Annotated in this window: 14 protein-coding genes and 1 riboswitch; of the genes, 9 read left to right on the top strand and 5 right to left on the bottom strand. The window is 73.4% G+C overall.

Translation table 11 applies throughout. From position 1 onward, the window contains the following. Positions 1–78: 78 nt before the first annotated feature. Positions 79–347: riboswitch (cobalamin riboswitch) on the bottom strand. A gap of 106 nt (positions 348–453) precedes the next feature. The 4 genes from ACFPZN_RS16895 (at position 454) to ACFPZN_RS16880 (ending at position 3,372) form a co-directional block, all read left to right on the top strand. Continuing rightward, on the top strand, positions 454–1,071 hold the full coding sequence (locus tag ACFPZN_RS16895; protein ID WP_378282925.1) for an MFS transporter: 618 nt from the start codon (positions 454–456) through the stop codon (positions 1,069–1,071). A 108-nt stretch (positions 1,072–1,179) separates the two neighbouring features. Then, a complete protein-coding gene (locus tag ACFPZN_RS16890) occupies positions 1,180–1,908 on the top strand; it encodes a YcnI family copper-binding membrane protein (RefSeq protein WP_378282924.1) in 729 nt (242 codons plus the stop codon). Then, a complete protein-coding gene (locus tag ACFPZN_RS16885) occupies positions 1,905–2,492 on the top strand; it encodes a copper resistance CopC family protein (RefSeq protein WP_378282923.1) in 588 nt (195 codons plus the stop codon). The genes ACFPZN_RS16890 and ACFPZN_RS16885 overlap by 4 nt, the downstream gene beginning before the upstream one ends. Positions 2,493–2,604: 112 nt before the next feature. Further along, on the top strand, positions 2,605–3,372 hold the full coding sequence (locus ACFPZN_RS16880; RefSeq protein WP_378282922.1) for a group II truncated hemoglobin: 768 nt from the start codon (positions 2,605–2,607) through the stop codon (positions 3,370–3,372). Here the strand turns inward: ACFPZN_RS16880 and ACFPZN_RS16875 are convergent. Next, the gene (locus ACFPZN_RS16875; protein WP_378282921.1) at positions 3,354–4,733 is read right to left on the bottom strand and encodes an MFS transporter; all 1,380 of its coding nucleotides are present in this window, start codon (positions 4,731–4,733) and stop codon (positions 3,354–3,356) included. The two genes, ACFPZN_RS16880 and ACFPZN_RS16875, sit on opposite strands and share 19 nt — an antisense overlap. Positions 4,734–4,808: 75 nt before the next feature. Here ACFPZN_RS16875 and ACFPZN_RS16870 point away from each other — a divergent pair, with 75 nt between their 5' ends. The 5 genes from ACFPZN_RS16870 to ACFPZN_RS16850 all read left to right on the top strand — a co-directional run bounded on the left by ACFPZN_RS16870 (position 4,809) and on the right by ACFPZN_RS16850 (position 10,576). Next, positions 4,809–5,444, top strand: a complete 636-nt coding sequence (locus tag ACFPZN_RS16870; RefSeq protein WP_378282920.1) for a TetR/AcrR family transcriptional regulator — start codon at positions 4,809–4,811, stop codon at positions 5,442–5,444. A gap of 150 nt (positions 5,445–5,594) precedes the next feature. Continuing rightward, the gene (locus ACFPZN_RS16865) at positions 5,595–7,283 is read left to right on the top strand and encodes an AMP-binding protein (RefSeq protein WP_378282919.1); all 1,689 of its coding nucleotides are present in this window, start codon (positions 5,595–5,597) and stop codon (positions 7,281–7,283) included. Continuing rightward, a complete protein-coding gene (locus tag ACFPZN_RS16860; protein ID WP_378282918.1) occupies positions 7,280–9,001 on the top strand; it encodes an AMP-binding protein in 1,722 nt (573 codons plus the stop codon). The genes ACFPZN_RS16865 and ACFPZN_RS16860 overlap by 4 nt, the downstream gene beginning before the upstream one ends. A gap of 65 nt (positions 9,002–9,066) precedes the next feature. Beyond that, positions 9,067–9,915, top strand: coding sequence for a LuxR C-terminal-related transcriptional regulator (locus ACFPZN_RS16855; RefSeq protein WP_378282917.1), 849 nt, complete (start codon positions 9,067–9,069; stop codon positions 9,913–9,915). A 193-nt stretch (positions 9,916–10,108) separates the two neighbouring features. Then, the gene (locus ACFPZN_RS16850; RefSeq protein ID WP_378282916.1) at positions 10,109–10,576 is read left to right on the top strand and encodes a hypothetical protein; all 468 of its coding nucleotides are present in this window, start codon (positions 10,109–10,111) and stop codon (positions 10,574–10,576) included. Between the two features lie 83 nt (positions 10,577–10,659). Here ACFPZN_RS16850 and ACFPZN_RS16845 read toward each other — a convergent pair whose 3' ends face one another. From ACFPZN_RS16845 to ACFPZN_RS16830, 4 genes are all read right to left on the bottom strand, one after another. Continuing rightward, positions 10,660–11,223, bottom strand: a complete 564-nt coding sequence (locus tag ACFPZN_RS16845; RefSeq protein ID WP_378282915.1) for a DUF6069 family protein — start codon at positions 11,221–11,223, stop codon at positions 10,660–10,662. Positions 11,224–11,265: 42 nt separating this feature from the next. Further along, a complete protein-coding gene (locus tag ACFPZN_RS16840) occupies positions 11,266–11,727 on the bottom strand; it encodes a nitroreductase/quinone reductase family protein (protein ID WP_378282914.1) in 462 nt (153 codons plus the stop codon). Positions 11,728–11,818: 91 nt separating this feature from the next. Further along, positions 11,819–11,944, bottom strand: coding sequence for a hypothetical protein (locus tag ACFPZN_RS16835; protein WP_378282913.1), 126 nt, complete (start codon positions 11,942–11,944; stop codon positions 11,819–11,821). 44 nt (positions 11,945–11,988) lie between these two features. Then, entirely contained in the window at positions 11,989–12,411 is a 423-nt protein-coding gene (locus ACFPZN_RS16830) for a PPOX class F420-dependent oxidoreductase (protein ID WP_378282912.1), read from the bottom strand. Between the last annotated feature and the right edge of the window lie 62 nt (positions 12,412–12,473).

The following is a 12,473-nucleotide window of genomic DNA, read 5'->3' as shown; positions in this document are numbered from 1 at the left end:
CGCCTCGCCGGGGGGCGCGCACGCGAACGGGAGCACGGCGGCGCGCCGTGCCCGTCCACCGGCCCTCCCGCGAGGCCTGGACGAACATCGGTGCGGGCAGGTCTTCGGACTCGCGGGCACCACGCCTCCGGTCGTCCGGAGTCCGTGACCTAGTGGCCGTCGCTTCCCGGCGCGCCACCTGGGGGTGGGCGCGCCAGTGCCGATGACGGCGGTCGTTCCCGCTCACCGCTGCGGGGCAGTCCCGGAATTGGCGGCGCCGATGGCGTGCGGCGCCCCGCACCGGGTTCCCTCTTACGACGCCCGCGCCGCTCGGCGGCGCCGGGCGAACCAGCACGGGCAAGACCCTACATCTAGTCGATCGATCTTGCGACAACCCCATATGTTGGGCGTGTTGGGCGCTACCCGGGGGGAGGTATAGAGATCGCGCACCGGGAGTGGGACGATGGGCGGGCCATGTCCCCGCACCCGCCGCATCCGCTCTTCCGGACCTCGCGGGCGGTCGCCTTCGCCGCCGTCTGCGTCACGCTGGCGACCCTGGGACACACCCTGACCTCCACCGCCGCGGTCCCGCTCTGGGCGATCGCGGCCGGATTCGGCGGGGTGCTGGCGGTGACACTGGCGCTGGCGGGCCACGAGCGCTCGCTGGCCACGATCCTGGGCGGGCTTCTGGGCGGCCAGTTCGCGCTGCACAGCCTGTACGCGGCGGCCACCGCCCCGCCCCTGCCCGCCGATCCGGCGGCGGTGGAACGGCACCACGCGGTCGCGTCCCTCCCCGGGCACGAGTCGAGCTTGGCGATGACCCTCGCGCACGTGGTCGCGGCCGTCGTCTCGGCCTGGTGGCTGCGGCGCGGCGAACGGGCCGCCTGGACGCTGGCCCGGCGCGTCATGGTGCTGGCCGGGCGGCCGTTGCGGGTCCTGCTGGCGCTGCTCGGCGCCGAACCGGCGGCGCCCGCGCCCCGTACCCCGGTGGTGAGGGCGGTCGTCCCGGCCGCCTCCGCCGGTGGCGTTCTCCGGCACCAGGTCGTACGGCGGGGCCCGCCCCGGCGTTCGAGGGCGCTCGCGCACGGCTGACCCCGGGTAGGGACGGCCGGCGGACGAGCGCCGTACGCCACCGGGCACGCCGCCTCTCGGCGCGCCCGGCTTTCCCGTACGTCTCGAACGCCCGATCGGAGACTTCCCATGCCCATGCGCGCCCATTCCCGTGCCGTCCGCAGATCCGCGGCGGTCGCGGCCCTGACCGCCGTGTCGGTGACCGGCCTGGCCACCGGCGCCGCCGCGCACGTCACCGCCAACCCCCGCACCGCCGAGCAGGGCTCGTTCGCCAAGGTGTCCTTCCGGGTGCCGAACGAGCGCGACGACGCCGAGACCGTCAAGCTGGTGATCGACATGCCCGCCGGCCACCCGATCGAGCACGTGTCGGTGCGCCAGGTGCCCGGCTGGACGGTCAAGGTCGAGAAGGCGAAGCTCGCGGCCCCCGTCAAGATCGAGGGCGGCGAGCTGACCGAGGCCGTCTCCCGGATCACCTGGTCCGGCGGGAAGATCGGCGCCGGGCGGTTCGAGGAGTTCGACGTCTCGATGGGGCCGCTGCCGTCCAACGCGGAGCGGGTGCTGTTCAAGGCCGAGCAGACCTACTCCAGCGACGAGGTCGTGAAGTGGGACCAGGATCCCGGCAGCGGCCAGAACGAACCGGAGCACCCCGCGCCGGAACTCAAGCTCACCCCGAAGGGCGCCCCGGCCGGCCCGGCCGGCGCCGCGCTGATCACCGCCCAGCCCGCGCGCGCCGTCCTGGCCGGCGACGACTCCGCCGACGGCACCGCCCGCCTCCTCGGCGGCCTGGGCCTCGCGGTCGGGATCGCGGGCCTCGGCGTCGGCGCCTTCGGACTCACCCGTGCAAGGAGGCACGCATGACCATCCGTCCCACTCTGCTCCGCACCGGGCTGGCGGGCGCGCTCGCGGCGGCGACGCTGACGCTGGGCGCGGCGCCCGCGTCCGCGCACACCGCCCTGAAGTCGTCCGACCCGAAGTCGGGCGCGGAGATCGCGCCGCCCGGTGAGATCACGCTGACCTACACCGAGACGATCCGGCTGCCCCGGGTCGTGCTGACCGGTCCGGGCGGCTCCCGGCACGAGAACGGGCCCGCGAAGGCGGTCGGCGACACGGTCACCCAGCCGGTGAACGGCACGCTGCCCAACGGCACGTACACGGTCGGCTGGCGGGTGGTGTCCGCCGACGGGCACCCGGTCACGGGCACGCTCAAGTTCACCGTGAAGGGCTCGACGGCCGCCGAGGGCCAGGGGCAAGGGCAGGCCCCGGCCGGGAACGCGGGCGCCCCCGCGACGCCCGCCGCGTCCTCGCCGTCCCCGAGCAACGCCGCCGGGCAGGAGGAGTCGGGCGGCTCCTCGTCCGGATGGGTGTGGATCGGCGTGGGGGGACTGCTGGTGGTCCTGGTGGTCGGTGGCGTGGCCTGGGCCCGCCGCCCGAGCCAGGACTGAGGCAAGCCGGAACCGCGCGGCACCGCGCGGTTCCGGCTCCGGCCAACCGATCGCGGCGGCGACGACGGCTCCAATACCGTGATCACCCGAGCCGAGCGAGATGGGGATCGCGATGATCGTCGAGTACATCCGCTACCGCATCGACCAGGCCGACGCCGCGGACTTCGAGGCCGCGTACGCGCGCGCCGCCGAGCCGCTGTCGGCCGCCCCGCAGTGCGTCGACTACGAACTCTCCCGCTGCGTGGACGAACCCGAGTGGTACGTCCTGCGGATCGCCTGGACCTCGGCGGACGACCATCTGCAGGGCTTCCGGGGCGGGGAGCACTTCCAGTCCTTCTTCGCCGAGATCCGCCCGTACGTGCAGCGGATCGAGGAGATGCGCCACTACGAGCGCACCGCCGTGCGCGGCACCGGCGCCTCCGTACCGAGCCTGTACGAGTGGGCGGGCGGAGCCGAGGCGTTCGCGCGGCTCACCGACGTGTTCTACGCGCGGGTGCTCAAGGACGACCTCATCGGCCCGCTCTTCGCGGGCATGGACCCGGGCCACCCCGAGTACGTGGCGATGTGGCTGGCCGAGGTCTTCGGCGGCCCCGCCCGCTACAGCGGCGAGCGCGGCGGCTACCACCACATGGTCGTCCAGCATCTCGGCAAGGGCATCGGCGAGCCGCAGCGCCGCCGCTGGGTGAGCCTGCTGATGGACGCCGCCGACGAGGTCGGCCTGCCCGGCGACCCCGAGTTCCGTGCCGCGTTCTCCGGCTACATCGAGTGGGGCACGCGGATCGCCCTGGCCAACTCCCAGCCGGGCGCGACGCCGCCCATGCAGGCCCCGGTGCCGCGCTGGGGCTGGGGCGTCGCGCCGCCCTACATCCCCCAGAGCTGAGCGTCGCTGGAGTCGAGCCGCGTCCGCCAGAGCACGATGATCCCGGCCGTTCCGGCGCATGCGGCGACGGCCATGCCCCAGCGCATGCCCGGCAGCGCGTACCCCGACAGCGCCCACGAGGCGGTGGCCAGCGCGGGCCCGACCGCGAAGCCGAGCTGGCGGGCCAGGCTCTGCGCCGCGCCCGCCGTCCCCGCCAGCGCGCCCGGCGCCCGCGACATGATCATCGCGAAGTTGGGCCCGGCGAACAGCCCGGTGCCGATCCCGGCCACGGCCAGCCGCCAGCTCAGGTCGGCCGGGCGCCAGCCGCCGTCCAGCGGGACGAGCAGCAGCGTGCCCAGCGTGGTGACGACCAGGCCGAGCAGCGTCGTCCGGGCGGCGCCCCAGCGGTCCCCGAGCAGGCCGCCGACCGGGCCCGCGAGCACCATCCCGGCGGGGAACGCCAGGATCGCCGCCCCGGCCGCCGCCGCCGGCAGGCCCAGCACCCGCTGGAGGTAGAACGGCGCGAGGAACTCCACCATGGAGATCGCGAGCGCGTTCAGCAGCACCAGCGCCACCGGTCCCGGCAGGCCCGGGGCGCGCGTCAGGTCCCGGAACGGCGCGCTCGCGGCGCTCCGCCACCACGCCAGCGCGGGCGGCACCGCCAGCCCGGCCAGGCCGAGCCACCCCGGCCCGTGGCTCGCGCCGAGCGACAGGCCGAGCAGCAGCGCGCCGGTCGCGGCGCCCAGCAGCGCGGTCTCGCCCGCGAACGAGCGGTCCGGACGGCGCGGCGGCGTCGCGTCCGGCGGCATCTGGACCAGCGCGATCGCGATGACCAGCAGGCCGATCGGGGCGTTCAGGTAGAAGATCCACGGCCAGCCCCAGGTGCCGGCGATCAGCCCGCCCGCCGCCGGTCCGCTGACCGCGCCCAGCGGTCCGAGCGTCATGACCAGCGCCGATGCCCGTCCGGCGTACTCCGGCCGGACCGCCCGGGTCGAGATCATCGGGATGAGGGCGAAGAGCACCCCGGCGCACGCGCCCTGCGCGATCCGCGCCGCGACCAGCACGGCGAGGGCGGGCGCCGCCCCGGCCGCCAGGCTGCTCGCGGTGAATCCGGCGACGGCGAGGACGAGCGCCGAGCGCGCGCCCGCCCCGTCCAGCCACCGCCCGGCCGGGAGGGTGAGGGCGACCAGGGGCAGCAGGTAGCCCAGGACGACCCATTCGGTCGCGGCGGTGCGCACGCCGAAGTCGCGTTCCATGGCCGGAAGCGCGACCGCGACGACGCTGGTGTCGAGCGTCGCCATGAAGACGACCAGCGCCGTCCCCGCCACCAGCCACCAGCGATTGCGCGGCCGCCGCCCGTCGTCCATGCCGAGCCCCCTCATCAACTACACACCATGTGCACTTAAAAACTACACAGCATGTGCACTTGCTTCAACGGGCAGGGGCAGTCTGGAAGCATGTCCGGCATGGTCAAGCCGATCGAGGAGCCCCGGAACGCGCGCGGCCGCCGCTCCCGCGCCGCGCTGCTGGCCGCCGCCCGGGAGATCGTCGAGACCGAGGGCGTCACCGCCGCCACCATGGCCGCCGTCGCCGAGCGCGCCGGGGTCACCCGCCGCGCCGTCTACCTGCACTTCGCGTCCCGCGCCGACCTGATCAGCGCGCTGTTCGACCACGTCAACGAGGCCGAGGACATCCAGGGCCGGTTCGCCCCGGTCGGCGACGCGCCCGACGCCGTCACCGCGCTGGAGGAGTTCGCGCGGCGGCACGCCGCGTACATGCCCCGCATCCTCGCCGTCGCCCGCGCCGTCGAGCGCGTCGCCCCCACCGACCCCGACGCCGCCCGGCACTGGGAGACCGCGATGTACTGGCGGTACGAGACCAACCGCGCCCTCGTCCGCCGCCTCCACGACGAGGGGGTGCTCGCCCCCGGCTGGACGGTCGACACCGCCGCCGACATGCTCCTCGCCCTCATCTCCAACGGCGTCAGCGAGACCCTCCTCGTCGAACGCGGCTGGACCCCCGCACAGGTCGGCGACCACATGGCCCGCCTCCTCCGCTCCACCTTCGTCTCGCCCCCCGCGCCGGACTCATAAAACGGCGCCCAGGGGTAAGGAAGAGCGCATCAGGAGCGAGGCGGGCTCGCAGGCACCCCGCGACTACCCCCCTTCGGGGGTGGTGCCGGGTCGGAGCTTGACCAACGATCCTTCTGACGGGGTGGCTGTCCGGCTACGAGGAGGAGTCACATGGCGGCAGTGGAGTTTCGTGCGGCCCGCGACTTCTTGCTCGCCCATCGCGACGACTACGCGACGGCGTACGAGAAGTTCCGCTGGCCGGTGCTGACCGGGTTCAACTGGGCGCTCGACTGGTTCGACAAGATCGCCGAGGACAACGACCGGCCCGCGCTGTGGATCGTGGAGGAGGACGGGTCGGAGGCCCGCTACACCTTCGCCGACGTCTCCCGGCGCTCCAGCCAGGTCGCCAACCGGCTGCGCGCCGCCGGGGTGCGCCGCGGCGACCGCGTCATCCTCATGCTCGGCAACCAGGTCGAGCTGTGGGAGACGATCCTGGCCGCCATGAAGCTGGGCGCCGTCCTGATCCCGACCACCCCGCTCCTCGGGACCGCGGACCTGCGCGACCGGCTGACCAGGGGACGGGCCCGCCACGTCGTGGCCGGATCCGACGCCGCCCACAAGTTCGCCGACATCCCCGGCGACTACACGCGCATCGCGGTCGGCCCGGAGGTCGAGGGGTGGCTGCGCTACGACGAGGCGTACGACGCCGACACCGCCTTCACCCCGTACGGGATCACCTTCTCCAGCGACACGCTCCTGCTGTACTTCACCTCGGGCACCACGGCCCGTCCCAAACTGGTGGAGCACACGCACGCGAGCTACCCCGTGGGCCACCTGTCGACGATGTACTGGATCGGGCTGCGCCCGGGGGACGTCCACCTCAACATCTCGTCGGCCGGCTGGGCCAAGCACGCCTGGAGCAACGTCTTCGCCCCCTGGAACGCCGAGGCGTGCGTCTTCATCTTCAACTACACCCGCTTCGACGCCGACCGCCTGCTGAACGAGCTGGAACGCTGCGGCGTCACCAGCTTCTGCGCCCCGCCCACCGTGTGGCGGATGCTGATCCAGGCCGACCTGACCCGGCTGGCCACCCCGCCCCGCGAGGTCGTCGCGGCCGGGGAGCCGCTGAACCCGGAGGTCATCGAACGGGTCCGCGACGCGTGGGGCGTGACGATCCGGGACGGCTTCGGGCAGACCGAGACGACCGTGCAGATCGCCAACTCGCCGGGCCAGCGGGTCAAGCCCGGCTCGATGGGACGTCCCGTGCCCGGCTACCGGATCACGCTGGTGGACCCGGTGTCCGGGGAGCCCGCCGAGGAGGGCGAGATCTGCGTCGACCTCAACGACGACCACCGCCCGCTCGGGCTGATGACCGGCTACCACGGCGACGAGGAGCGCACCGCCGAGGCGATGGCCGGGGGCCGCTACCACACCGGCGACATCGGCTCGCTGGACGCCGACGGCTACATCACCTACGTGGGCCGCGCCGACGACGTCTTCAAGGCGTCCGACTACAAGATCTCCCCGTTCGAGCTGGAGAGCGTGCTGATCGAGCACGAGGCCGTGGCCGAGGCCGCGGTCGTCCCGTCGCCGGACCCGGTGCGGCTCGCGGTGCCCAAGGCGTACGTCACCCTGGCCGCCGGCTGGGAGCCCACGGCCGAGACCGCGGCGGCGATCTTCGAGCACAGCCGGGCGCAGCTGTCGGCGTTCAAGCGGATCCGGCTGCTGGAGTTCGGCACCCTGCCCAAGACGATCTCCGGCAAGATCCGGCGGGTGGAGCTGCGCGCGAGCGAGGTGGACAAGCATCCCGACCCCACCACCCGCCCGGAAGGCGAGTTCCGGGAGGAGGACCTGCGATGACCGAGCGAAGCGAGGGCGGCGCGGCTGCCTTTCCGGGGGGTGTGGGGGGTCGTCCCCCCACAGGCGGCTCGTCGACGGAATTGGCCTATGCGTCGGGCACGTCGGGCAGGCCGCTGCTGGGCGACACCATCGGCGCGAACTTCGCCCGCACCGCCGCCGCGTTCGGTGACCGGGACGCGCTGGTCGAGTACGCCACCGGGCGGCGCTGGACGTACGAGCAGCTCGCCGCCGAGGTCGACTCGGTCGCGCTGGGGCTGCTGGAGCTGGGCGTGGCCAAGGGCGACCGGGTCGGGATCTGGGCGCCCAACTGCGCCGAGTGGGTGTTCGTCCAGTACGCGACCGCCCGGATCGGGGCGATCCTGGTCAACATCAACCCCGCCTACCGGGTGCACGAGCTGGAGTTCGTGCTGAACCAGTCGGGGGTGCGGACGCTGGTGGCCGCGCCCTCGTTCAAGACCTCCGACTACGCGGCGATGATCGAGGAGGTCCGGCCGCGCTGCGAGGCGCTGCGGGACGTCGTGCTGATCGGCCGGGAGTCGTGGCAGGCGCTGCACGACGCGGGCTGGGTCGGGGACCCGGCGCGGCTGGCCGAGGCGGGCGCGGGGCTCAGCGCCGACGACCCGATCAACATCCAGTACACCAGCGGGACGACCGGGTTCCCCAAGGGCGCGACGCTGTCCCACCACAACATCCTCAACAACGGCTTCTTCGTCGGCGAGCTGTGCGGCTACGACGCGGAGGACCGGATCTGCGTGCCGGTGCCGTTCTACCACTGCTTCGGCATGGTGATGGGCAACCTGGCGGCCACCAGCCATGGCGCGTGCGTGGTGATCCCGGCGCCGGCGTTCGACCCGGCGGCGACGCTGGCGGCGGTCGCGGCGGAGCGCTGCACCTCGCTGTACGGGGTACCGACGATGTTCATCGCCGAGCTGAACGACGACTCGTTCGCCGACCACGACCTGTCCTCGCTGCGCACCGGGATCATGGCCGGGTCGCCGTGCCCGGTGGAGGTGATGAAGCAGGTCATCGAGCGGATGGGCATGGCCGAGGTGGCGATCTGCTACGGCATGACCGAGACCTCCCCGGTGTCGACCCAGACCCGCGCGGACGACTCCCTGGACCGCCGGGTGTCGACGGTCGGGACCGTCCACCCGCATCTGGAGGTCAAGATCGTCGACCCGGTGACGCGCGCGACCGTGCCGCGCGGGACGCCCGGGGAGCTGTGCACCCGGGGCTACTCGGTGATGCTCGGCTACTGGGAGGAGCCGGACAGGACCGCCGAGGCGATCGACGCGGCCCGCTGGATGCACACCGGCGACCTGGCCGTCATGGACGCCGAGGGCTATGTCAACATCACCGGCCGGATCAAGGACATGGTCATCCGGGGCGGCGAGAACGTGTACCCGCGCGAGGTCGAGGAGTTTCTCTACACCCATCCGGACATCGTGGACGCGCAGGTCATCGGGGTGCCGGACGAGAAGTACGGCGAGGAGTTGATGGCCTGGGTGCGGCTGCGCCCCGGCGCCGGGCCGCTGACCGCCGAGGCGCTGCGCGAGTTCTGCTCGGGGCGGCTGGCGCACTACAAGATCCCCCGGTACGTCCATCCGGTGGACGAGTTCCCGATGACCGTCACCGGGAAGGTCCGGAAGGTCCAGATGCGGGAGGAGGCGGTCGGGATCCTGGGCCTGGACGAGGCGGCCCGCACCCGGCACGCCTGACCGCCGCGTGATCCGGATCACCGTTCCCCCTTCACTCCGCGGCGCCGTCCGGGCATGCTCTGAGCATGGGTGACGACTCCGCGGCGGTGCGCACGGCCGTCCTGTCGCTGCAGCGCGCGACCGGCCTCCCGATGGTGTTCGGCGGCGCGCTCAGCGGCCGCGACCGGATGCGGATCAGCGAGCTGGTCGGCGGCACCACGGGCTCCCTCGACGGGCTGGTGGTCCGCCGGAACTACGGGCTGGGCGGCAAGGCGATGGCGCTGGGCCGTCCCGTGTGGGTGAGCGACTACCCGCGCGCGTCGACGATCAGCCACGACTACGACGGCCCGGTGGGCGCCGAGGGGCTGCTGTCGATCGTGGCGGTGCCGATCGTGGTGCGCCGCCAGATCCGCGGGGTGCTGTACGGGGCGCTGCGCGAACCGCTGTCGATCGCCGACCGGGTGCTGGCGATGACCGTCCAGGCGGCCCGCGACCTGGAGCAGGACCTCGCGGTACAGGACGAGGCCGACCAGGCGCTGGCGCGGGCGGCGGCCCCGTCCGAGGCCGGTCCGGCGGCGGCGCGCTGGGAGGAGGTCCGGGCCGTGCACGCCGAGCTGCGCGGCCTCGCCGACCAGATCACCGATCCCGGTGTCCGCGCCCGCCTGCTGGAGGCGTCCACCCGCCTGGCCGCCGCCGGCGCCGACCCGTCCAGCGCGCCCGAGACGGAGCGCCCGCCGGGGCCGTCGCTGTCGCCGCGCGAGCTGGACGTCCTGTCGTACGTGGCGATCGGCTGCACGAACGCGCAGGTCGCGCGCCAGCTCGGGCTCCTCCCCGCGACGGTGAAGAGCTACCTGAAGTCGGCGATGCGCAAGCTGAACAGCCACACCCGCATGGAGGCGGTGAACGACGCGCGCCGCGCGGGCCTGCTCCCTTGACAGCACCCTTTGACAGGTCCCGGTCACGTCCCGGCATAACCCGTGGTCGTCCTTGCTGCGAATCTGACACATCCGTTGGGCACGGGTCGTTCATGCCGGTTCCCGGCCGCCGCCGCCCGCGATTTCTACTGCCGCCATCCCGTCTCAACAAGATCGACGGCTGGGCGGTACGCAGATTCGGCGAAGGGGCACCGTGTCCGAGAGCGAGAGCGCACCCGACGACCAGATGATCGGCGATCTGATCGCGGCGCTGGAGAAGCATCTGGAGCGGCTGTCGGAGGCCGTCCGCTGGCACGACACCGCGATCGGCCGCGCGCCGAGCCCGAACCTGCTGGTCAACGCGGGCTGGGCGTACGGGAAGGGGCTGACCGAGCTGGAGATCTCCGGTCAGGCGCTCACCATGGAGCCGGCCTTCCTCTCCGCGACCATCAGGGCGGCGACCGGCGAGGCGCAGCGCGACCTGCTGCGCCAGGCGGGCGACCTGGTCGCCGACGTCCGCCGCGAGGCCGAGGAACTGCTGGACTCCCTCGACGCCGCCCTGCTGGCCGACCTCCCCGACGACGGCCGCGCCACCCTGTACGACACCCGCGACTGGTGGCGCGGCTACGTGGAGTCCCTCCACAAGATGGACGACAACCTCCGCTTCATGAACGGCGACTGACCGCGGGGCCGACGGTGTTCTCCCGAACGTGCCCCCAGGGCCAAAGTAGTTTTGTGATCAGTCACGGTTGCGGTTCGTGCTCGTCACGAGTCGGGTGTACCGCAGCGCGGTAGTGCATCCCTGGCATTCAAGGGTTTTCCCGACCCGGAGCATCTCGACCTCGGGTTGGCGGCTTGACGCCGTGGGGCCCCGCGACTTGATCCCGGGTTCAGGACGTGGCGGTGCTCTCGGCCGGGCTGGGCGCCGGGCAGCAGGGCGGCCGGCCAGGCGATCCCGACGACCAGGTGCATGGCGGCCAGGGCGAGGGCGGTGGCGGCGTCGGCCGAGACCGCGAACGGCATCGCCGCGGAGACGAGGGCGACGGCCGGCCCGGCCCAGGCGGCCCAGCGCGGGAAGGCCGGGAACCAGCGGGCGAGCAGCCACACGATCGCGGCGCCGGCCAGCATCGGGACCACGGTCCCCAGCGCGACCATGGCGGCGTTGAGGTCGTAGGGCGCCTCGATGTCCAGGGACGCGCCCGCGGCGGTCCCGATCCACAGCAGCAGCAGGTCGATGACCAGCGCCGCGGCGGTGGCCGCCAGGACGCGGGCGGGCTGGAGCGGGCGGCGGGCGGTGGTGCGCGCGGCGGATGTTCGGGTGTGGCTCATGTGCCGGCTCCTTGGCGTGCGCAGTGGGCCCCGGGCCCGGTGTCAGGGGGCGGGGCGGGGTGACAGGCGGATGATCGGCAGGATCCGGTCGGTCTTGTCCTGGTAGGAGGCGAACTGGGCGGAGGCGGCGGCGATCTGCTCCCACGCCTGCGCGCGTTCGGCGCCGTGCAGCTGGTCGGCGACCACCGGGATCGTGCGGCCGTCGACCTCGATCCGGGCCTGGTCGGGGTGGGCGGCGAGGTTGTGGTACCAGGCGGGGTTCCCGGCGGCGCCGGCGGCGGAGGCGACGATCAGCCAGGTTCCGTCCGGGCCGGGGAACCAGCCGACCGGGGTGGTGCGCTCGGCACCGCTCTTGGCGCCGATGGTCGTCAGGACCAGGGCGTTGAAGCCCATGGCCTTGCCGGTCTTGCGGATCCGCCGGGCCAGCAGGGTGTTGACCCAGCGCATCATCCGCCCGGACGGCCGGCGCGCGCCGCGGGTTCCGGCGGGAGTGTCGAAGCTCATCTGACCTCTCCAAACAGGCACAGGGGGTTGGTGGCCGCGGGGGCCGCCGTGGTGGTGGGCGCCGCCCGCGGCCGGCGGGCGGCGCTGGGAATCAGGCCCCAGCGGTGAGCGCGGCGCGGAAGCGGAACCGGCCGGGGATCAGCTCGCCGTCGGCGCGGGCCTTGTCCAGGGCGGCCGCCCACCAGGCCAGGTCCTCGAGCATCACCTGCAGGCCCACCGCGGTGGCGGGACCACCACGGCCACAGCCTGCGAGACGGGCCGTTACTGCCCGGCGCCGGGCTGGTGGACGGTGCGCTGCACCACGACCTGCCGGTCGTGGGTGAAGGGCAGGCCCTCCAGGTTGAAGCTCCACGACAGCGTCGGGGTGATCTTCATGTACGGGGCGTTGCCGAACTGGCCCTGGCGTTCGACCAGCTCGGCCTCGCCGTAGATGCGCAGGTACCGCGGCGTCCACGGATCGGTGGAGACCAGGTCGTCGATCACGATGGCGACCTTGGGGTTGCCGGCCTGCACGTTGCGAAACTTGCGGGTCCTGGCCGGGTCCATGCCGCCCACGTACACGTGCGTCCCGTCGAACTCGAATCCCACCGGCGCCACGTCGGGCTGCCCGTCCGGGGCCGCGGTGGCGATCCGGGCCAGCCGCTGGGACCGCAGATAGGCGGTTTCCTCTTCGGTGAACGACACAGCGAACCTCCTGGTGGACGTCGTGACCTGCACATTTGGTCTGGTTAAGCCAGCGTACTGTA

The organism is Actinomadura rugatobispora, assembly GCF_042656285.1.
Taxonomy (GTDB): domain Bacteria; phylum Actinomycetota; class Actinomycetes; order Streptosporangiales; family Streptosporangiaceae; genus Spirillospora; species Spirillospora rugatobispora.
This window is presented reverse-complemented; position numbering and strand designations above follow the sequence as displayed.